The organism is Pseudomonas petroselini, from assembly GCF_045037875.1.
Lineage (GTDB): Bacteria > Pseudomonadota > Gammaproteobacteria > Pseudomonadales > Pseudomonadaceae > Aquipseudomonas > Aquipseudomonas petroselini.
Genome location: NZ_CP173614.1, coordinates 3,807,648 through 3,827,024 on the forward strand (window position 1 = coordinate 3,807,648; position 19,377 = coordinate 3,827,024).

19 protein-coding genes are annotated in these 19,377 nt (G+C 52.2%); 11 read left to right on the forward strand and 8 right to left on the reverse strand.

Annotation, left to right across the window (positions count from 1 at the left end):
• Positions 1-74: 74 nt before the first annotated feature.
• The 8 genes from ACI512_RS17430 to ACI512_RS17465 form a co-directional block, all read right to left on the reverse strand.
• Positions 75-1,271, reverse strand: a complete 1,197-nt coding sequence (locus ACI512_RS17430; protein ID WP_074845588.1) for an STY4528 family pathogenicity island replication protein — start codon at positions 1,269-1,271, stop codon at positions 75-77.
• On the reverse strand, positions 1,268-1,816 hold the full coding sequence (locus tag ACI512_RS17435; RefSeq protein WP_074845584.1) for a DUF2857 domain-containing protein: 549 nt from the start codon (positions 1,814-1,816) through the stop codon (positions 1,268-1,270). The genes ACI512_RS17430 and ACI512_RS17435 overlap by 4 nt, the downstream gene beginning before the upstream one ends.
• Positions 1,813-3,399 (reverse strand): ParB family protein, encoded by a 1,587-nt coding sequence (locus ACI512_RS17440; RefSeq protein WP_231809694.1) that lies wholly within the window; start codon positions 3,397-3,399, stop codon positions 1,813-1,815. The genes ACI512_RS17435 and ACI512_RS17440 overlap by 4 nt, the downstream gene beginning before the upstream one ends.
• 324 nt (positions 3,400-3,723) lie before the next feature.
• Positions 3,724-4,551, reverse strand: a complete 828-nt coding sequence (locus ACI512_RS17445) for a ParA family protein (RefSeq protein ID WP_231809695.1) — start codon at positions 4,549-4,551, stop codon at positions 3,724-3,726.
• Positions 4,552-4,555: 4 nt separating this feature from the next.
• On the reverse strand, positions 4,556-4,786 hold the full coding sequence (locus ACI512_RS17450; RefSeq protein WP_074845574.1) for an AlpA family phage regulatory protein: 231 nt from the start codon (positions 4,784-4,786) through the stop codon (positions 4,556-4,558).
• Positions 4,787-4,903: 117 nt separating this feature from the next.
• A complete protein-coding gene (locus tag ACI512_RS17455; RefSeq protein WP_074845732.1) occupies positions 4,904-5,653 on the reverse strand; it encodes a hypothetical protein in 750 nt (249 codons plus the stop codon).
• A 106-nt stretch (positions 5,654-5,759) separates the two neighbouring features.
• Positions 5,760-6,413: a TetR/AcrR family transcriptional regulator gene (locus ACI512_RS17460; protein WP_103392427.1), complete on the reverse strand. Its 654-nt coding sequence runs from the start codon at positions 6,411-6,413 to the stop codon at positions 5,760-5,762.
• Positions 6,400-7,251, reverse strand: coding sequence for a 3-hydroxybutyryl-CoA dehydrogenase (locus ACI512_RS17465; protein WP_074845568.1), 852 nt, complete (start codon positions 7,249-7,251; stop codon positions 6,400-6,402). Before ACI512_RS17465 ends, ACI512_RS17460 begins: the two co-directional genes overlap by 14 nt.
• A gap of 201 nt (positions 7,252-7,452) precedes the next feature.
• On the opposite strand from ACI512_RS17465, the gene ACI512_RS17470 reads away from it, so the two are divergent.
• The 11 genes from ACI512_RS17470 to ACI512_RS17520 all read left to right on the forward strand — a co-directional run bounded on the left by ACI512_RS17470 (position 7,453) and on the right by ACI512_RS17520 (position 19,376).
• Positions 7,453-8,478 carry an AraC family transcriptional regulator gene (locus ACI512_RS17470; RefSeq protein ID WP_074845565.1) on the forward strand — a complete coding sequence of 342 codons (1,026 nt, stop codon included), beginning with the start codon at positions 7,453-7,455 and terminating at the stop codon, positions 8,476-8,478.
• A gap of 510 nt (positions 8,479-8,988) precedes the next feature.
• A complete protein-coding gene (locus ACI512_RS17475; RefSeq protein WP_231809696.1) occupies positions 8,989-9,909 on the forward strand; it encodes a LysR substrate-binding domain-containing protein in 921 nt (306 codons plus the stop codon).
• 2 nt (positions 9,910-9,911) lie between these two features.
• The gene (locus ACI512_RS17480) at positions 9,912-11,477 is read left to right on the forward strand and encodes a class I adenylate-forming enzyme family protein (RefSeq protein WP_074845558.1); all 1,566 of its coding nucleotides are present in this window, start codon (positions 9,912-9,914) and stop codon (positions 11,475-11,477) included.
• Between the two features lie 181 nt (positions 11,478-11,658).
• Entirely contained in the window at positions 11,659-12,489 is an 831-nt protein-coding gene (locus ACI512_RS17485) for an alpha/beta fold hydrolase (RefSeq protein WP_074845551.1), read from the forward strand.
• Positions 12,476-13,342 carry a xanthine dehydrogenase family protein subunit M gene (locus ACI512_RS17490; protein ID WP_103392424.1) on the forward strand — a complete coding sequence of 289 codons (867 nt, stop codon included), beginning with the start codon at positions 12,476-12,478 and terminating at the stop codon, positions 13,340-13,342. Before ACI512_RS17485 ends, ACI512_RS17490 begins: the two co-directional genes overlap by 14 nt.
• The gene (locus ACI512_RS17495; RefSeq protein ID WP_231809697.1) at positions 13,342-15,627 is read left to right on the forward strand and encodes a xanthine dehydrogenase family protein molybdopterin-binding subunit; all 2,286 of its coding nucleotides are present in this window, start codon (positions 13,342-13,344) and stop codon (positions 15,625-15,627) included. Before ACI512_RS17490 ends, ACI512_RS17495 begins: the two co-directional genes overlap by 1 nt.
• Positions 15,628-15,657: 30 nt before the next feature.
• Complete coding sequence (locus ACI512_RS17500; protein ID WP_074845541.1) at positions 15,658-16,179, forward strand: (2Fe-2S)-binding protein; 522 nt, start codon at positions 15,658-15,660, stop codon at positions 16,177-16,179.
• Positions 16,166-16,852 (forward strand): carbon monoxide dehydrogenase subunit G, encoded by a 687-nt coding sequence (locus ACI512_RS17505; RefSeq protein ID WP_231809698.1) that lies wholly within the window; start codon positions 16,166-16,168, stop codon positions 16,850-16,852. The genes ACI512_RS17500 and ACI512_RS17505 overlap by 14 nt, the downstream gene beginning before the upstream one ends.
• A 3-nt stretch (positions 16,853-16,855) precedes the next feature.
• On the forward strand, positions 16,856-17,224 hold the full coding sequence (locus ACI512_RS17510) for a RidA family protein (protein ID WP_231809699.1): 369 nt from the start codon (positions 16,856-16,858) through the stop codon (positions 17,222-17,224).
• A gap of 40 nt (positions 17,225-17,264) precedes the next feature.
• Positions 17,265-18,590 carry an MFS transporter gene (locus ACI512_RS17515; RefSeq protein WP_074845532.1) on the forward strand — a complete coding sequence of 442 codons (1,326 nt, stop codon included), beginning with the start codon at positions 17,265-17,267 and terminating at the stop codon, positions 18,588-18,590.
• A gap of 33 nt (positions 18,591-18,623) precedes the next feature.
• The gene (locus ACI512_RS17520) at positions 18,624-19,376 is read left to right on the forward strand and encodes a transporter substrate-binding domain-containing protein (RefSeq protein ID WP_074845529.1); all 753 of its coding nucleotides are present in this window, start codon (positions 18,624-18,626) and stop codon (positions 19,374-19,376) included.
• Position 19,377 lies beyond the last annotated feature (1 nt).

Below are 19,377 nucleotides of genomic sequence, written 5' to 3' on the forward strand. Positions count from 1 at the left end.
TGCGGTTTGTTCGCTTTGGTGTAAGAGGGTTCATCATGTAGACGTCAATGGATTTGATGCCAGTGGCATCAAATCTACTGACGTCCAGAACCTTTGCCGCGCAGCTGGCGTAGCTCATTTAGGCACGCTTGGGCGAGGGCGGATGCAGGTTCGCCCGGTTGTCGAGATGGGCGCGAGGGGGGCGGTGTGGACGGGGCCGGTACTGCAATGGGGTACGACTCTGCCTGACCTGCCCAAGGACGAAAGTCGCCTTTCAGGGCGCGCTGGATAAGGCCCATCAGATACGCCGCTGGCTTGCGGATTCCACCGGCCGCACAGCGTGCCCCCGCTTCGTTGAGCACCGCCTGCCGATCCGCGGCTTTGAGCTTGTTCAGCGCCACGGCGACGGCCTGACGCTCGCTTGGGCTCAGGTGCAGCGAAGTGGGCCAGAGCAGGTTATCCACCGCCGGGGTCGCGCGCGGTACTGTACAAATACTTTCTTTTAATACAGTACAGGCGGCGTTCGGATTCCGAACGGTGCGGGAAACACTGGCGTTCAGGCCCGGTTCGGAATCCGAACGAGCGCCTGCATGATTCCGAACGCGATGATCTTCCCCCCGTTCGGAATCGTGGAAGGCATCACCCGGTGGCTGATCCAATCCTTGCTGCGTCCAGTGTTCGCCCCAGCTGTCGAGCCGCGTCGGTAATCGATCACGATCGATATTCGTGTCCTGGCGGACTTCCTCCACAACGTGCTGAGCGACAATGCGCACCGCCTTGGTGGCATGATCAAGGGCATGTCCGACCAGTGCCAGGTAATCCTGATCCAGTTCCATGGCTTCGGCGGGGGTTAACGGCTCATCGTGCAGAACGTACAGAGAACCTCGAAGGCGTCCACTGAGCTGATCGCGTCCGCGACTGACCAAACTGAGCCAGCGCGTCAACCTGAGCATCGTCAACACCCGAGCAATAGTTTCACGGGAGGCTGACGCACCGTAGGGCACGCTGGAAAGGTAAGGCTGCAAATCCTCATAGCGCGGTGTGACCACGCCCTGGCCTTGCAGCATGAGTCGGAATACCTGCCAAGCATTGCGTTCCAATGGCGTCAGTCGACTATCCAATAGCAGCCGACGTGGTACGACTTCCTGAGATTGGCCACTGAACAGAAAGCCAGCCTGCAGCGCCTGATTGGAAGGTTGTTCAGTGGCAGGATGCGCGGGCCAGCGTTCATTCAACTGCTGGATGCATTGCTGCAGGACACGCTGCCAGCGATTGGAAGGGGCAATGTTCATGTGCCGTTGCTGTACTGATCGATCTGCTGCCAAACCATAGTCAAACTGATCTGTTGCTCTTCCGCCAGCATCATCATGGCGTCGAGCTGGTCCCCAGTACTGTCTTGAGCGCGCAGCTGGCACCATCGTTGCCACAGCGCATGTTCCTGGGCTTCGCTCAAATGCTGAGGGCGCCCCTTTCGGGTTTCTATCTTGAGCAGACGTCGACGCAGCGCGGTTTCAGAATGCGCCAAGCCGAAGCACTGATACATGATGGTACTGCTGGCGCCGAGCTTGAGTGCTCGGTTGATCAAGCGCTCATTCTGCTCGTCACGATCAGCCTGCTCGATAAGCCGATGCAGCACCGGCGAGTCAATCTTGATCTCGACCCAGGGGACGGTGGCATGAGCCAGGCGCGACAATGTAGTGGGCGGTAAGGATTGCAACAGATAGATGTCGTCCTCACCCAGGCCGAGTGCCTTGCACCGCTGTAAATTACCGAGGCGCAACTCATGCAATACTTGGGTCAGCATGGCCTGGTTGAGCACATTGAAGGACAGGTTCATGGCAGCTCCTTCGGTGACCCATCTTCAGGGTTAAGCGTCAAGTCGATCAGGCGACGGGCCAGGCGGATCAGCCGATACAGTTTGACGAGCAGACTGTCTGGCAATCGCTCCAGTCCCACATCCACGGCGGGACGATCTGTCAGCGGAAGTTGATAGATCCCCAACAACAACTGGCCGAACAGCGCTGACGGCAGTTGCTTACGATCCTCCCAGTTGACCTCGTCTTGAGCGCGCAGCAGGGCCAGGAGCAGTAGGTGAACGCCGGTCGCGCGAGGCACTGCAAGATCAACTTGCTCGATGTTCAGGGCGAAGCCTAAGCCATGCTGCTGGTCGATGATGCCCTCGGGATGTCCGGCATAGGCCGCCATTTCCCGCGCCAATGCGGCAATGGCGGATCGCAGATGTTCGGGGCTATCCAGTGCTGGTTCGATGGTCCAGATGTCGTCGATCGCATAGGTGTCGACCGAAGATGCTGCGTCGGTGGCGGTCTCGCGATCGATCTGTTCGCGAATCTGTTGCACGCGAGACGGAGGGCTTACTGCTGATATCGCATTCGTTTGGGGCGGTGTGAGCAGTTCCTCTTGCGGTGTTTGATTCTGGGACTTGGTCTCAGTTGATTTGGGATGAGGATCGGAGGAAGGAGGTCCTGCCGAGGCTTCATCAATGCTCGGCAGATGGATGTTCTCGGAGGGCGCGGTGAGGGCAACGCCAGGCGTCAAGACGACCCGCTGGGTGTCGCTCAGCTCCAGGGCCAACATACGATAGGACTGTCCGAGTAAGTGGCTCATGCGTTCGAGCACTTCATCCTGGATTTGCTCAAGATCGAATGACTCGGGTTCTGCATCGAAATAGCCCAGGGTGTCGAGCCAGAAATCGACGAACGCAACGGGGGCGGTTGGATATCGGTTCCAGGTTCGTTCTGCCTGGCTGCGTAGGCCGATCAAGCGTTCGATCTGGGGCTTACCCAATCCGGCATATAGGGTTTGTGGAATCGCGGGCAGTAAGTGTTCGAGAGTGTCCAGCATCCGGCTGATGTGCGGCTGCGAAATCGGATAGCCTCCAGCGGCAAGATGTCGTGCAAGTTCCCGTTGTGAGAACACAGCTCCCTCTGCTTCGAGCATGGTTTTGAGTTTGGCTACCGCCAGAGCCCGCTCGATGAAAGTGAGTTGGCCGTGCAGATCGCTTTCAGCCAGATGGCCGAGTAGGGCGGTGATTTCATTGGTCCAAGGTCGGAACAGGCAATGAATGCGAAAGAAGCGCTCGTCGCGAGTTTCCTGCCACAGCTCGCCGAGAATCGCCAAGCGCGTATTACCGCCGTTGCGGATGATGAAATAGGTTTCACCCGGCCGTCGGGTAATCGGTGGCGGTTGATCCAGCCCCCGTTCACGGATCGAAGCCTTGATATCGTCGTATAGCGGATTACGGATGAAGCGCGGGTTGTGTTCGTAGGGCCGCAGTTCCTCCAGCGTGACCAACATAGGCGTGTCAGCAAGTGGATCGGACAGCCGCTCCAACTCCGGCCTTCGAGGGAAGTGGTCCTGGTGCAGCTTGTCGGTGATCTGCTCCTGACTGAGCTTTTTCATCGGAACAACCTCAGTTAACGCCGGTTACGCAAATGGTCACCGACCTCGAACTTGACGACCTCGGCAGTGCCCGAACCTTCGAAATGTCGGGATAGTTCTGCGAAAAGCCACCCCATGGTCGAGCGCCCACCCTGCAGGCGAAACACTACGGTGCAATACTCGTCGCAAGGCGGGTGGTGTGGTTGAGTAGAGGGTGGAAGGAAGATGGGTAGTTGGTCCAACATCAGAAAACTCCTAGCCAACCACTGTTGGCCTCAAGGTTGATCAAACCCAATGAGTGGGTGAGAAATGCTGGCTGGGTCATTCGCTTCATCAAATCTCCACTCACCCGTTCACCTTGGAGATCGCTTCGCGCCATTCCGGAAACAACTCGATGGCCAGTGCTTGCATAGTTTCCAGCGCTGATGGCGAACGCCGTTGACGTGACTGGCGATAATCGATTCGGTGAACGGGCAAGCTGAGCGTGGCTGCATTGAGGTAGGCCACTCGGTCTGGAACTACAGTTTCTAAGACCGAGGTATTGGGAGCCTCTGCGAAGGTATTGCGCAGAGCACGGATGATCATCCGTGTGTCCACTCGAATGGTATTCACCTGGTTCAGTAGCAATCGCAAAGAGGGCAGTTGAATGCCCAGATGACGGAACGGCTCGAGTTCATTCATCAGCTTCAAGGTACCTCGGTGCAGTTCGCGGGCGGCGAGCATTTCCGGAGTGATGGGAGAGATGGCGAGATCGGAGGCCAGGATGGCCATCTCCAACAACACGCTGCGTGCGCCCTGAGTGTCGATTAAGAGCAGGTCATAATTGCGACGGAAATTGTCGAGCAGATTGCGCAGTCGTAAACGTCCGTCAGGGGCATGCAGCAGCAAGGTGTTCAGTCGGCCTTGATCGTCGTTGGAGAGGATTAGATCGAGCCCTTCAATCACAGTCCTCGAAATAATCTGGGTATAAGTAGTCAGGTTGAGGGCGATAAGTTCGTAAGCACCTGCATTAGCTTTCTGGCTCAAAGCGTAGTAGCTGGAGAGGGTGGGTTGGCTATCCAGGTCGAGCATCAGGACGCGTTGGCCAGCATCTGCTAGCAGACCACCGAGGTTGGCGGCTACTGTGGTTTTGCCTACCCCACCCTTAGTGGAAACCACCGATACCACGCGCATGGCATCAGCCCTGCTGGCCTAGGCGTTCAACGACCCACCGCTCGATTTCCAGCGAGTCCCAGCCGACCGCGCGCATTCCGATGCGTTTGGCCTGAGGGAATTTACCTTCCTTCATCAGGTTGTAGATATGGGCACGTTTGAAGCCGGTTTTTCGCTCCACCTCGTCGCGTCGCATGATGTGACGTTCGAACTGCACTTGAGATGTTTGAGAGTTAGACGAGGGTTGGCTAGACATGATGGTCACTCCTGGCGCCGATTGGCGCGTGTTGAGAAGTGAACTGAAGTGAATAGCAGAAAAGTGAGGGAGTCATTGCACTGCAATCGAGTGCATTGCATTGCAATGACTTGGCACTCAGGTGGATTTTTTGAGAGTGCGATTGGCTGCCGCGAACTTTTCATCCAGTGTTCGTTTGCTGAGGCCGGGTGTGTCACTGTGTCGCGCGGTCAAAGCATCGACGATTGCGGCTTGGCTCTTGAACACGGAAAGAGGTTTACCTGCGGGCGACACGTCTAAGATGGTGTTGACCAAGGCACCGATGATCTGCAGGTAGGTGTGTTCACTACGATCGCTGAGCTGTCCCTGCGCTTTTACCAGAGTTTTAAGGCTTTCCTGCTCGAGTCCCAGTGCCTGAAGGTCAGCTTCGACATCTCGAAGCTGATGTTGCAGAGCATCGCGCTCTCGCAGGAGAGCATCCCGTTCGGCCTGGAGTGCAAAGTAAGCACCCACGCTGATCTTATCTTGAGCGTCGTAGTTCGATTCGAACAGGAAATCGGGTCGCTGATCGGGGTAGTAGATTTGCATCCAAAGACGTAAGTCGGAGTGTCTCACGGTCAACAGAGAGAGCTCTACAGGAGTGCCCAAAGGGACCGAAATACCGAAGGAACCATACGGTAGTTCCCCATTGCGGATCGCGTCATAAATTTTGTCAGTATTGGCCTGTAGGCACGGCCATTGAGGAAACAGATTCCTGAGCTTTTCCGGGCGCAACCAAGCCGCTTGCACGATCTGCTCTTCGTAACGAATGAGATTGCACCAACGCAATGCTGCATCAATGGGGCGATAGAAGGTTTTAGCCTGCGGGTTAAAGTTGTTTGCAGACATGTGCGAACGGACCTCCATTCCTATGGATCGGCCTCTCGCGATACATCCTTACATCGCCTCCCTGCGGGCATTGAGCTTCAATGGCAGCGACTCGCATCGCAAAGCGCTAAAATGCGTTGGATGTCCGGGTTTTTTTTGATATTTTTTCCAGAGGCTGGGTGAGGCTCGTTGCCTCATGTGTGCATCTTCGCGTCGGCAACCGCTCAACAGCGGCGCTCACTAAATTTTCCATTAAATTACTGCGCTCTTGTTCATCCAGCAAATAGGGCGTCAGCCAACTGGGGGCGCTGTTAAGCAAGGCGGCAATGGCATGAGCGGTAGCCAGAAGGCCCTGCTCATCGAGTCGGTGTCGGACGCCCAGTATCAGCAGCAACTTGCGTTCGTACTGCTTGCGCGATTGCCGGACCCGTTGCTGCTCTTCATTAAGGCAGCCGCTGTCGAGCTCCACCAGACGAAAATGCCAAGGCATTTCCTGATGAGGAGTCAGGTGCGCGCTTACCTTTTGCCTGAGTCTGTCGCGTCTTGCCAGGGCTGCTTGTTCGATTCGCCCAATGGTGGGCAGCAGCTCCTCGTAGAACTCCTCGATCAGGTCGAGCCGCAAGCGCTGTTTGCTGGGGAAATGGTGATACAACGAGTCTGGAGTGAGCCCCAGGCAGGTCGCGAGCCCATGCATGCCGACCTGACCGGAACCCCTACTGGCGAGCTCCAGCACTTTGTCCCGGTATTGGGCGAAGCGCGAGCAACGCTCAGGCATAGGCATGGAAGCCGCGCCCCGTTTTGCGTCCTAGATATCCGGCGGCGACCATTTCCTTGAGCAGCGGAGCGGGCCGGTATTTGCTGTCGTTGAAGCCGTCGCAGAAAGCTTCAAGGATGGCCAGCACAGTATCTAGGCCGATCAGGTCCGCCAGCGCCAGGGGGCCGATCGGTTGGTTACAGCCCAGACGCATGCCGGCGTCGATGCCTTCGGCGCTGGCCAGACCTTCCTGAAACACCAGGATCGCTTCATTGATCATCGGCACCAGTATCCGGTTGACTACGAAACCCGGACGGTTGCATGCGGTGATCGCGGTTTTGCCGAGTGTGGTCGCCATGTCCAGCGCCAAGGCATGGGTGGCATCGCTCGTTTGCAGACCACGAATCACTTCGATCAGACTCATCACGGGCACCGGGTTGAAAAAGTGCAGACCGATGAAGCGTTCAGGCTGGCTGACGCTGGCCGCGAGTTGAGTGATGGACAGCGAGGACGTGTTGGAGGCAATCACACAGTCGGCGCTGACTTGCGCGGCGATTTGTTGCAGTACGCGTAGTTTTAGCGCGAGGTTTTCGGTGGCGGCTTCAATAACGAGCTGCGTGCTGGATAGACTGGCGTAGTCGGTCCTGGTGTGGATCTTGTCCAGAGCGTGCTGTTTCCGCTCTTCGGTGAGAGTCCGATTGGCGATTTGCCGGTCGAGGTTCTTCGCCACGGTTGTCAGGGCTTTTTCTAGGGCGTCTGGATCAATGTCCAGCAGGATCACCTCGAAACCGGCCAGGGCACAGACCTGTGCGATACCATTACCCATGGTGCCGGCGCCGATCACGCCAAGTGTGTGCAGATGCATGCAGCTAATTCTCCTCTTCACCCGACTTCAGCTTCACGGACCCTGGCCTATCCAGTACGCGGTCCGCTGGAGGGCTCGACAGATGCCGCGTCGTGCCCCTTAATGCCTCAGTCTAGAGCCCGCTGTTGATCGGGCCTATGCCAGAACTGTTCAGCGATTCTGGCGTTTATTACCACTCGGTAAGTGAGGGGAGCTGAAGATATGCGGGAAAAGGATTCTGTCGCGGTCTACTTTGTACTCGCCATCACACATGCGCTGCGGGACCAGCCCCAGCGGCTGTCGTCGATACTGGCCGAGGCCGGAATCGACCCAACTTTGATGGACCAGCCGAGGGCCCGGGTTCCCGCCAGTGCTTTTGTTGCTTTGTGGCTGATCCAGATTCGTGAACTGCAGGACGAATTCTTCCAGCTGGATTCACACGGCATGCCGATCGGCAGTTTTGCTCTGATTTGTCGGGGGCTGATTCAGGAACCTGACCTGGGCAAAGCTCTGCGCCAGTGCCTTGCCAATTTTGGGTTGTTTCTGCGGGATTTTCGCGGCAGCCTCAGTGTGCGCGGCAAGCGTGCAGTGATCAGTCTGGAGACTCACTCGGGCGATGCGAACGTCATCTGTTTTGGTGAGGAAATTTTCTTAGCGTTAATCATTAGCCTCCTGTGTTGGTTGGGCGGACGGCGCATTCCTATCGATCGCGCGGATTTCCGTCAGTCGCGACTTTCCCTCAGTGACGATGGGTTACTCTGGGGGCCCAACCTTTGCTTCGCAGCCGGGCGCACGGAAATCGCATTTTGTAGCCGCTACCTGCGCTTGCCGGTCGTTCAGGACCTGGCCTCGCTCAAGAAATTTTTACGTAGTGCGCCGCAGTGGTTGGTGATCCGCTTTCGCAACCAGCACGGCTTGGCAACCCAGCTTTATCAGCGTTTGCACCGCAGTCATTACAGCCACTGGCCCTCCCTGGATGTCTTTGCCAGTACTCTGCAAATGAGTCCCAGTACAGTACGCCGACGTCTAGAGCGCGAAGGATGTTCGTTTCAGGAAATCAAGGACGAGGTACGCCGGAGCTTGGCCATTGAGCTGCTGCGCCAGACAGACAACAGCATCAGTGAAATAGCCGAGCGGATCGGCTTTCAAGAGCCAAGCGCCTTCCATCGCGCCTTCAAGAAATGGACCGGCGAAAGCCCTGGTCGCTATCGTGCACGCTTCCACTCTGATGCAATAGCCCCATGCTAGAGCCACCGAAACGCTTAGGGTGATCCTCGTCTAGATTAAAAGAGCTGATAATGAATGACAAACCGTGGTAGATCGCCACCACGGTTTCCGTGGTTTTTGACTGTTGAGCTCTGCCATTCATTAGGTCTGAGGTGCGCTCGCATCGTTTTGTATCAGACGGTGACGACCTATGCCAATCCGAGGCGATACGCGGCGAAACAAGCCGCACCGGGGTGGCCAGAGGTTGGGGATCGTTTAATGGCACGCATGCGCAGACTGTTAGGCCCGACTTTTTAGGCGTGAGCATGGCTGGGTGCGGCGCAGACGTGGCGGGCGGGGTCGATAGGTGAAATCGTAGTCTCACTGGAGCTGAGAGTGACTGATCCAAGGATGTTTTCTAATGGTAACTCTTTATAAACACGCATGAGTGCGCACCAGCATGCACTTGACACGGTGATATGATCGAGCTTCGTCAACCGCCTACGGCCGAGACCGTCGCGTATGAGGCAATATGGGAGCGTAAATCATCATATGGCAAAGCCTTTTATTCCTTCTACCCAAAGTTTACTCGGATTCCAAGCGGCAGCTCGCTATTTGAGTTTCACTCGAGCAGCCCATGAGCTGGGTCTTACACAAACCGCGATAAGCCACCAGATCAAGGTCTTGGAGGACCAACTCGGTACCGAGCTCTTCGTCCGAGAAAAAAACGGGCTATCACTGACTCCGGCTGCTGAAGTCTATTTAAGGGATGTGGCACAGGCGCTGGAGCAGCTGGCAGTGGCAAGTGAGAACGTGCGCCGGGGAACTACCAAAGTGACGCTGACCGTTGCTTGTTTGCCGACCTATGCGGTCAAATGCCTAATCCCCCACTTAAAGGATTTCCAAGACAAACATCCGGATATCGTGGTCAAGCTTTTCACCATAGCAAGTTTTGATGAGTTCGCAGCCGACCAGTTTGATATTGGAATACGTTATGGCTCTGGTCGTTGGGAAGGAATGCGCGCAGATCTCCTACATGAAGAGGAGTATTTTCCGGTATGCGCCCCAAGTCAGCTAGAAACTGCCGACAGTAGCGAGTCTCTCACTGAGTCAGTGTCACGCTGGACCCGGATTCGAACCTACTATTATTCACTTTATCAAGATGACTGGCCGGCTTGGATGAACGCAGCGGGATATGAAGATTTGCGCTTCGCGACGGAATCAATTTTTCACCTGCAGTTAACTTCATTAGCTGCTGCTATAGAGGGCGGTGGCATCGCTATAGGGCGTACGCCGTTAGTAAATGCTGATTTGGCTAAAAATAGATTAGTCGAGCCATTCAAATTCAGAGTGAAGTCGTCTTCGAGCTATTATGTTGTTTCTACCAAACGTAAGTCAGAGATTGCCAAGGTGAGAAGTTTCCGCGACTGGACATTGAACCGTTTACGATCCCTAGTTACTCCGGCCTGCTAATTATGCGTCAATCAAAATCTGACAGCGTCCTAGCTATGATTGAGCAGCTTCGAGCATCTGATCCGAACAAAGTAGCTTTGGTCGATCTCGAAAATGATGAGGTTTGGACTTTTCAAGATCTAGCAACAAACTCTGCCGCCTATGGTGCTGCACTGATTGGCGCAGGTGTGATGCCCGGCCAAACCGTGATCTTATTGATGGATAACAGTGCGGTGTCGGTGCTAGTTTGGTGTGCTTTGTGGCGGATAGGCGTAATTGTTTGCCCTATCTCAAACAACGCAATGAGTGTTAAGGCGTTCGCAAGCGCAATTAAGCAGCTAAAATCATCGACTTGCGTTTTTCCCAAGTCCATGGTCGGTGCTTCAACAGAGATTTGTGACATCCTGCAAAAGAATAAAATTCGTCTGTTAATGTTGGCAGAAATCGTAGCGAAACATGAGGAGGCTTGCGTTGAAGCTGCCCGAACTGCGGGAAACGGCCGTCGACTGGAGTTTGACTGCGATAACGAAGATGAGGACCTAGCTGCTATATGCTTTACATCCGGAACCTCTGGCACACCGAAGGCAGTGGCCCATACATTTAAATCATATCGTTTAAACGGTGCAGATAGCATCAATCTTATTAATTTTAATAAAACCGATCGAATGATTGAGTATCGACCGCTCGCATGGTTTTCGGCTCAAATCCTGAGTCTTATGCCATTCTTGCAGTTAGGCATTACCTTGCATCTTGCTCAGACGTTCTCGCTTTCAAAGTTCTCAGTTTGGATTGAAAAAAATGCCATCACTGTCGCACCGGGCGGCCCGGCAATTTTACGTTTGTTAAGGAACAATGGAGTGGTAAAAGGAAAAGGCCATCTTGAATCTTTGAGACTGATGACAAATAGTTCGGCACCGCTCATGCCAGGTGAGCTAGCTGAAATCCACCAAATTCTTGGTGTCCCTATCGTCAATTTATACGGGTGTAGCGAGGTCGGTTGGTTGGCCGGTAAAAAAGAAGCCTCTTTGCTTGACGAGACGGTGGGGGCACCGGTGGACTCAGTAAGACTGCGCATTGAAAAAAAAGAGTGTTTTTCGGGGTTAGGCAAAGGTGTGGGCCAAATAGTGGTTGATAGCGTTAAAATAGCAAAGGAAATAGGTTTTGATATTGTGGAGCGCAATGCTTTAGGGGCCGGAACTTACTATTCTAGTGACTACGGAAAAATACTAGATTCTGGTGAGATCGTGGTAATGGGAAGAATCGATGACGTTATTAACAAGGGAGGGACAAAAATTTCTCCCCGCGAGATTGAGCTGGCCATATCTGAGCATCCCTTTGTTAATGAGGTTTTTGCCCTGGGCGTTCCCGATGGTGTATATGGCCAGGATATAGCATGTTTCTTAACTCTAAAGGGGGGTGGCCGTTTAATTCCGGGGGATATGGCGAAGTTTCTTGATAAGGTACTTCCTCACAATCGAATTCCTCGGTATATGTATTTTCTAGATGATTTGCCGAAAACCGATGTGGGAAAGGTGAATAGGCATAAACTTAGGGGGATATGGGAAGAACAGCTTATGACAAAATCTTAATGCGACTGTACGATGGATCGACAGCCTAATTTGGTTCGCTTGCGATGGACATATAAAGTCAAGAAACTTACCGTGGTTGGGGTATGAAATTCCTTGATGGATAGGGCCCAAAAAATTCGTTTGCACCTCATTCGCGTACCTAGCATTGTTCGGTTCAGTAACGCGCAATCAGGTACTCATAATGAAAAAAATAATTGCCAGCGATGGTGCAACTATTGCCTATCGTCTCCACGTACAGCCGGACGCAAAGCACCGCTTCTTACTTTTCCATTCCCTTGGCATGACCGCAGAGTTTTGGGAGCCAATCACAAAAAAAATTGGCGGACAAGCATCAGTTTTAGCTATCGATTGCAGAGGGCACGGAGCTTCCTCTACTGCTCCAATACCTTATAGCGCCAGCCGGATGGCGCAAGACGGACTTGAAGTAATGAACCGTGTCGGTTGGGATAGAGCGACAATTGCAGGTGCCTCCATGGGTGGATGTATCGCAATGCAATTCGCCATAGACCATCCTGCAAGCTCCTTGGGTTTAGTCCTCATTGATACAACTGCGTGGTACGGCAGCAGCGCTCCAGCGGAATGGAAAGCCCGTGGTGAAAAAGCCTTGTCGGATGGGTTTGAAGCAATGATTACATTTCAACAAACACGATGGTTTAGCGAGAGCTTTCTCGCGAGCAATCCAAAGACCGTAAGTACATACACGAACATTTTTTTGAAAAATGATGCCATCGCATTCACGGAAACATGCCGCATGCTCGGCAGTTTCGACGCGCGTGAGGGGCTCGCGAAGTTGGCGTTACCAGTGGGCATAGTAGTAGGTGAGCACGACAGCGCGACGCCAGTGAACATGGCCCGATTCCTTAATAGCAGCATTCGTGGGTCAACGATAAAAATTATACCCGGAGCTAAGCATCTTACTCCCCTAGAAACACCCACAGAAGTCTCCGCGTTTTTACTTGAAATTGCCAAAGCTGCTCGTTTAACGGCGGATCTGACCAATGACCCCCTTTGACTTCCTAGTTCCCTATTCTCTCGATGAGGCCCTGGAGCTATTAGACGACGAAGACCCTAATGTCAGGCCGGTTGGTGGCGGAACCGCAGTCATGCTGATGATGAAAGCTGGGGTGCTGAGCCCCACCAAGCTAATAGGCCTTCATTGCATTGGCGATAGATACAGCGATATTGCTCAGAGCAGCGACGGCACTCTAGAGGTGGGTGGACTAACTACCCTGGCTGAGCTCGAGAATAGTCTAATAGTCATGCAGCGGTGGCCTTTGTTACACCGAACGTTGAAGACACTATCAAATGTCCGTGTTCGAAATGTGGCGACTGTTGGTGGTAACCTTGCCCATGCTGACCCCCACATGGACCTTCCCCCCGTACTTTCAGCAATGAACGCGAGCGTAATAATTGCTGGCCGAAAAGGCTTTAGAGAAGTCCACGCAGATAGCCTATGTACAGGCTACTATGAGACTGTTGTTGCTAAAGACGAGTTGATAGTCGGCGTCAGGGTTCCAGTTCAACGCCAATATGGTCATTACGCGAAAATTACAACGCGGGCAGCTCACGATTGGCCGGCCTTGGGGCTGGCGGTCACTTTTGATACACCGAACAATATCATAAAAGATGCAAGTATTGTTGTGGGTGCAGCCACTGACCGACCGATTCGACTTGTTCAAACTGAACTCGCCCTAAATGGGGTGGACTTGAGTAATTTTGAGAGAATACAAGTTATTAGCGAAAAAGCAGCTGATGAAATAGAAGTAATGGGAGATACGCACGGGACCGCAGATTATAAGCGACAGCTCCTTCGCGTAACGCTGCGCCGAGTAATCTTGGCAGCGTCTAAAAGGCAGGTGCAATAATGAACAATATTAGTCCACAAGATAACGTTGCTGAATCTCAAGTAGGGCGGCGGATCAATCGTCTGGAATCGAGGGATAAAGTAACTGGCATTGCAGACTACACGCACAATCTAACTCTGCCTCGAATGCTATATGCGAAGATTGTGAGAAGCCGTGAAGCGCACGCTATCATCAGAGCTATCCACACAGAAAGCGCCGCAGCAATAGAGGGAGTTTACGCGGTCATCACAGGTGAAGATATATTAAAGGTAATACCCAATCCATATTATGGTCCTGCTTTTCACGATCAGCCCATTCTGGCGTTGGAGAAAGTTAGATACGTGGGCGAGCCGATCGCTGTAGTTTTAGCTGATGATCCTCACGTGGCTGAGCACGCAACTCACCTGGTTGATGTTGAATATAAAAGGTTGCCAGCAGTTTTCGATGAAGTAGAGGCGGCTAAATCAACCGTTTACGTTCACGATATATTGAAGCCCGCGGGTACTTTTCCGGATCTGAAGCATTTAACCGGACGTAAAGATACAAACATAGCACTGGATTTCAAAGTGAGGCGCGGCGACTTCGAGAAAGTTTATGCGCAGGCCGAGTATCGCTTCGATAATACGTTCACCACACAGCAGGTCATGCATGTGCCTCTCGAACCGCTTGTTACTATTGCGGAGCCGAAGAGAGACACTTTGATATTGCATACCGCCTCGCAGAGCCCGTCGTTCGTGCGTATTGAGATTGCTCGACTACTAGGCTGGCGAGAGAATCAAATTCGGGTAAAAACAGGGGTCTTGGGCGGAGGCTTTGGTGCGAAGCTTTACATTAAACTCGAAGCTTTAGCTGCTGCGTTAGCTTTGATCGTGCGGCGACCAGTGAAAATTGCACTGACAATGGAGGAGCAGTTTTTCACAATCACAAAGCACGCAACCACTTTTCGGATACGCAGCGGTGTAGACAAGGACGGGATCATCATCGCCCGGAAATGCGAAGTCTGGTGGAATGGTGGCGCATACGCAGATATTGGACCAAGAGTCACTCAGAAATCTGGATTTACAGCTGCGGGTCCCTATGACATTGAAAATGTAGAGATCGACTCGTATCAGGTTTATACAAATTTGCCCCCAGCAGGTGCATTTAGAGGCTTCGGTATAACACAAGTTGTATGGGCTTATGAGAGCCAGGCAGACATCATTGCACGGTCGCTCAACTTGGATCCTATTCAATTTCGACTCAAAAATTTGCTTGTGGATGGTCGACCACACGCGACCGGAACACCTATGAAGGATGCCGCGCTAACGATGGTGCTTCAGCGGGTGGCCGAACGGATGAAATGGGACGTGCCTATGGTTCGGACAACAGGGGTGGTGCGTCGAGGACGAGGAGTTGGAATAGGCTTCAAGGCTGTTGTAGCGCCCACCACTTCGGTTGCAATGGTCACGATACAAGGTGACGGAAGCTGTATTCTTTACATCAGCACTGTCGATATGGGGCAAGGATCGGACACGGCGATGGCTACGATAGCAGCTGAAGTGTTAGGTCTGAGAACCGAAGATATTAGGGTTGTACACTCCGACACGGATGCCACCCTTTACGATATGGCCACGTTGGGGTCCCGTTCAACTTTCCATATGGGGCACGCTGTCAAGTTGGCGGCACAGGATGTGTTGGGCAACATCGAGTTACTGGCCAAAACCCTCGGGATCAAGAGTGGAGGGGTCGCTAGTGCCAGCACTTTGCTAAAGAAAAAGTATGGTATGCAGGCCGGAAACATTGTGGGCACTGGTACCTTCATTCCAAGCTATCAGTCCCCCGACAACGAGCAAGGCCAATCGCCAAATATTACCCCCAACTGGATGATTGGTGCTTCGGGCGTTGAAGTCGAAGTTGACACTGAAACCGGACATGTACGAGTTCTTAAGTTCGAAAACGTTGTGGACTGTGGTGTCGCGATAAATCCAAAAATTGTTGAAACGCAGATTTCTGGCGCTGCGATCATGCAATTGGGCATGGCTCTATATGAGCGCATGGAGTTTGATGAGGTCGGTCAATTAAGAAATGCGTCATTTTCCGATTACAAAATTCCGGGCATTCATGATATTCCAGAAAAAATTGGATGCGACTTCGTAGATTCCTATCAAGAAAATGGCCCGTTTGGCGCCAAGGGAGTAGGGGAGAGCGCCACTTTTGGCGTCGCATCAGCAATCGCTGAAGCTATTGAGGATGCAGTCGGCGTCCGCATAACTTCACTGCCCATAACGCCAGAGGCGGTGTATCGAGCGCTAGTCGAAAAAGCGTAGAAACCAGACACGTTACATGTGGGGAACACTATGAGTCACACAGCCACGTTGATTAAATTCAATCTAAATGGTCGGCCTGTAACAGCAAATGTTGAAAGTTATGAAACGATTCTAGAAGTTGTACGGTCCAGATTTGGACTTTATGGGGCGCGTGAAAGCTGTGGTCAGGGTTTGTGTGGTTGCTGCACTCTTAGAGTTGATGGGAAGGTTGTGACAGGATGCTTGTTGCCTGCAATAAAAGCGGATGGAATGGCCGTGGACACTATAGAGCACATGGAAGTCGACGGTAAACTTGATATTGTCCAAGAGTGCTTTATTGAGTGCGCGGCATTTCAATGCGGTTTTTGTACGTCAGGCTTTCTTATGATGAGTCGTCAGCTATTGAACGAAAACTCCAGCCCTAGCGAGGCACAAATAAGGAACTATCTGTCCGGTAATCTCTGTCGCTGCGGCGCTTACCCAGAAATAATACAAGCGGTGCAACTCGCTGCGGAGCGCATACGAATAGCGGATAATACACAGGTTTTGGAGTCGACTAATGCAGCTGAATGATGAGCAAATTCTTAACAAGCCACGTGCAGAAGTTTGGTCTGCTTTAAATAATCCCGAGGTGCTTAAGCGCAGCATCCCTGGCTGCGATACGTTTGAAGCTGAAGGGGAGAATAAATACAGGATTGGGCTTGTAGTAGCGGTAGGCCCAATTAAAGCTCGTTTCAATGGGCGTCTTGAAATTAGCGATATTGAGGAGCTCTTCGGTTACTCTCTGACCTTTGAAGGTTCGGGAGGTACTGCAGGTTTCGGTAAGGGTACCGCTAAAGTTAAACTAGCTGATACTGAAGCAGGTACATTACTCAGCTATGCTGTTGACGCGGAAGTAGGTGGCAAGCTTGCCCAAGTTGGTAGTCGCCTAATAGATGGAGTGGCGCGTCGCAAGGCAAAGGAATTTTTTGGTGGTTTTTCTAAGCAACTAAATGGCGGACAGTCCATCAAGGAAATACATGAGGCAAGTGATATTAAACTTAGCCAGAACCAGCCCGAAATAGAGGCAGGAAAAAAACCTGAAAGTATGGTAAGGAAAACTGAACGGGGTCCGATACAAGGGAGAACTGAATCGGCGAATTCTCAGCTTTCAACGATCTCATTGCTAGCTGCATCGGTTGCCGTACTGGGAGCCTCGGTAGCCGTCCTAGCGGCTGCTATTGTAATCGGTTTCGGCTTGAGGTAACAGATGAAAATTATCGCATGTGAGAATATAGCGCCACCCAAGGGACATTACTCCCTAGCTGTTAGGCAAGGAGATCTAATTTTCCTGTCTGGCATCATTCCTGAAATTGAAGAAGGCGGAGCTCAGGCTTTTGAATTTCAGGTGCGCTCTGTATTCACTAAGTGCGAAGCAATTTTAACCGCATCTGAGAGCGATCTGCAGCGAGTAATTTCGTGTACTGCTTATATTGTTGGAATCGAAAACTGGGAACTGTTCAATTCCGTGTATGCCCAGTTGATGGGAGCACATCGTCCTGTGCGTTCAGTAGTGCCAGTACCGGCGCTACATCATGGTTCTTCAGTTGAGCTCCAGGTTATTGCTTCAGTGCTCTAAGGGCTGTGTATTTAATAACAAAAATAGGTAGTGGCTATTTATGACGGCATATGTAGAACTTCCCTGGTATAAGACCCTTGACAGTAAACAGTGGAAAATACTGTTGGCTGCTAACCTTGGCTGGTTGTTCGATGGATTTGAAAATTATGCACTGATATTAACCGCAGGGCTTGCTCTCTCCCAGTTGCTACCTCCCTCTGAACATGATCAGCTGGCGTTTTACACCGGAGCGCTGATTGGGATCAATTTATTGGGATGGGGCATAGGTGGAATGCTTGGCGGCATTATGGCTGATTATATTGGCCGTAAGCGGATGATGGTGATAGGTATCTTAGCCTATTCCATACTGACGGGGGTCTCTGCGTTTGCTTGGGACTTTTGGTCGCTCGCTATAATGCGGCTCTTGGTTGGTATTGCCGTTGGATCTGAGTGGGCAACTGGGAGTTCGATGGTTGCGGAGTTGTGGCCAGATCGCGCAAGAGGGAAGGGCGCAGGTCTAATGCAATGTGGCTTAGGTCTGGGTTTTTTTCTCGCTTCATTTATATGGTTGTTCATGTCGACCTTAGGGACCGATGCATGGCGTTACATGTATCTTTTGGGTGTTGCCCCTGCTCTGCTAACTTTGTGGATCCGTCGATCTATACCTGAATCAGAGCTTTGGAAAATAATCAATGAGAAACGGCAAAAAGCACAGGCTCGTCTTCGTGGTGGTAGTGACCTATCGGCGAATGAAATTAAATTAACTCGCTTCACGTTGTTCGACCTTTTTTCAACCACTGAAATGCGCAGGCGCACTATCCTCGTGTTCGGCATGTCACTTGCAACGACAGTTGGCTTCTGGAGTATCTCCACTTGGGTGCCTCCATTCATATCTTCAATTGCTACACAACAAGGATATGTCGGTGCCGTATGGGCCAGTTATGCAGGAATGGCTTTTACCTTAGGTTCGATTCTTGGTTATATTGCATTCGGTTTCATGGCCGATGCCTTTGGACGTAAACCAGTTACGCTGGGTTTCTTTTTGCTGGCATTCGCTACCACCCCACTGTTATTTTTTACGTCGAGCGATTTAACTGTACTTCTTTTTCTGGCGTTTATAAGTGCTTTTTTCGCGAATGGACAGTACACCTGGATGCCTGTATGGCTACCAGAGCTGTACCCGACTCATATACGAGCGACTGCATTGGCTTTCGCCTTCAATGCTCCAAGGTTTCTAGCATTTCTAGGTCCGCTTGTGGCGGGCACGCTAATCGGAAGTTTTGGGGGCTATGGGTACGCTGCGTTACTGCTCTCAAGCATCTACGTGCTTGGCATGGTAGCGACTCCTTTCCTTCCAGAAACGAACGGTAAACCGTTGCCACAATAGCTACGTTACATCTTTATGAGTGGGATCCAGGGTATGACTGACATATCGATAAAAGAAGCGCAGATAGGGTTAGCACCTCACGGTGTTCTCCGGTTTTCAATTAATTATGGTAATCCAGTACTCGCGAGCCGCTGTCTGGTAACCGGAAAACCAAAGGGGGTTTCCGTGGATCTCGCAGAGGAACTAGCGAAACTGGTTAAGCGTGACGTGGAGTTCGTCACATTCGAATCAGCTCGAGAATCAGTTATTGCATTGGAGACGGGTCTCGCCGACGTTGGTTTTTTTGCAATTGATCCTGAGAGAAAGAAGCATCTTAGTTTTTCTGCCCCGTACCTCATTATCGAAGGGGCTTACGCTGTACGCTCTGCCTCGCCGATTACAGCAATAGATGAAGTTGATGCGGCCCACAACTTAGTAACGGTGGGCGGGGGGAGCGCTTATGATCTATACCTCACTCGAGAATTACGACACGCACGCATTGAACGCGCAGCTACTTCTCCCGATGTGATACGTCAATTCTTACTTAACGGCAGTCACGTGGCTGCCGGTGTGAGGCAACAGCTTGAAAGCGCTGTTGCAACCGATCACGGTCTACGTATGTTACCTGGCTCCTTTATGTCCATTCAGCAAGCCATCGCCGTCCCCGCCAACAGAAATTCAGCTGCGATCGCCCTTTTGCGATCATTCGTCGAGTTTGCGAAGGCAAATGGTGTTGTTGGAGATGCGTTACGGAGGCACTGTATTGAGGGGGCGCAGGTTGCGCCACTGGTTGCTCAGGAGGCATAAG

Excerpts from the sequence above, each read along its gene's own strand:
- ACI512_RS17430 (WP_074845588.1), bottom strand. The coding sequence starts at position 1,271 with ATGAACATTGCCCCTTCCAATCGCTGGCAGCGTGTCCTGCAGCAATGC.
- ACI512_RS17435 (WP_074845584.1), bottom strand. The coding sequence starts at position 1,816 with ATGAACCTGTCCTTCAATGTGCTCAACCAGGCCATGCTGACCCAAGTA.
- ACI512_RS17440 (WP_231809694.1), bottom strand. The coding sequence starts at position 3,399 with ATGAAAAAGCTCAGTCAGGAGCAGATCACCGACAAGCTGCACCAGGAC.
- ACI512_RS17445 (WP_231809695.1), bottom strand. The coding sequence starts at position 4,551 with ATGCGCGTGGTATCGGTGGTTTCCACTAAGGGTGGGGTAGGCAAAACC.
- ACI512_RS17450 (WP_074845574.1), bottom strand. The coding sequence starts at position 4,786 with ATGTCTAGCCAACCCTCGTCTAACTCTCAAACATCTCAAGTGCAGTTC.
- ACI512_RS17455 (WP_074845732.1), bottom strand. The coding sequence starts at position 5,653 with ATGTCTGCAAACAACTTTAACCCGCAGGCTAAAACCTTCTATCGCCCC.
- ACI512_RS17460 (WP_103392427.1), bottom strand. The coding sequence starts at position 6,413 with ATGCCTATGCCTGAGCGTTGCTCGCGCTTCGCCCAATACCGGGACAAA.
- ACI512_RS17465 (WP_074845568.1), bottom strand. The coding sequence starts at position 7,251 with ATGCATCTGCACACACTTGGCGTGATCGGCGCCGGCACCATGGGTAAT.
- ACI512_RS17470 (WP_074845565.1), top strand. The coding sequence starts at position 7,453 with ATGCGGGAAAAGGATTCTGTCGCGGTCTACTTTGTACTCGCCATCACA.
- ACI512_RS17475 (WP_231809696.1), top strand. The coding sequence starts at position 8,989 with ATGGCAAAGCCTTTTATTCCTTCTACCCAAAGTTTACTCGGATTCCAA.
- ACI512_RS17480 (WP_074845558.1), top strand. The coding sequence starts at position 9,912 with ATGCGTCAATCAAAATCTGACAGCGTCCTAGCTATGATTGAGCAGCTT.
- ACI512_RS17485 (WP_074845551.1), top strand. The coding sequence starts at position 11,659 with ATGAAAAAAATAATTGCCAGCGATGGTGCAACTATTGCCTATCGTCTC.
- ACI512_RS17490 (WP_103392424.1), top strand. The coding sequence starts at position 12,476 with ATGACCCCCTTTGACTTCCTAGTTCCCTATTCTCTCGATGAGGCCCTG.
- ACI512_RS17495 (WP_231809697.1), top strand. The coding sequence starts at position 13,342 with ATGAACAATATTAGTCCACAAGATAACGTTGCTGAATCTCAAGTAGGG.
- ACI512_RS17500 (WP_074845541.1), top strand. The coding sequence starts at position 15,658 with ATGAGTCACACAGCCACGTTGATTAAATTCAATCTAAATGGTCGGCCT.
- ACI512_RS17505 (WP_231809698.1), top strand. The coding sequence starts at position 16,166 with ATGCAGCTGAATGATGAGCAAATTCTTAACAAGCCACGTGCAGAAGTT.
- ACI512_RS17510 (WP_231809699.1), top strand. The coding sequence starts at position 16,856 with ATGAAAATTATCGCATGTGAGAATATAGCGCCACCCAAGGGACATTAC.
- ACI512_RS17515 (WP_074845532.1), top strand. The coding sequence starts at position 17,265 with ATGACGGCATATGTAGAACTTCCCTGGTATAAGACCCTTGACAGTAAA.
- ACI512_RS17520 (WP_074845529.1), top strand. The coding sequence starts at position 18,624 with ATGACTGACATATCGATAAAAGAAGCGCAGATAGGGTTAGCACCTCAC.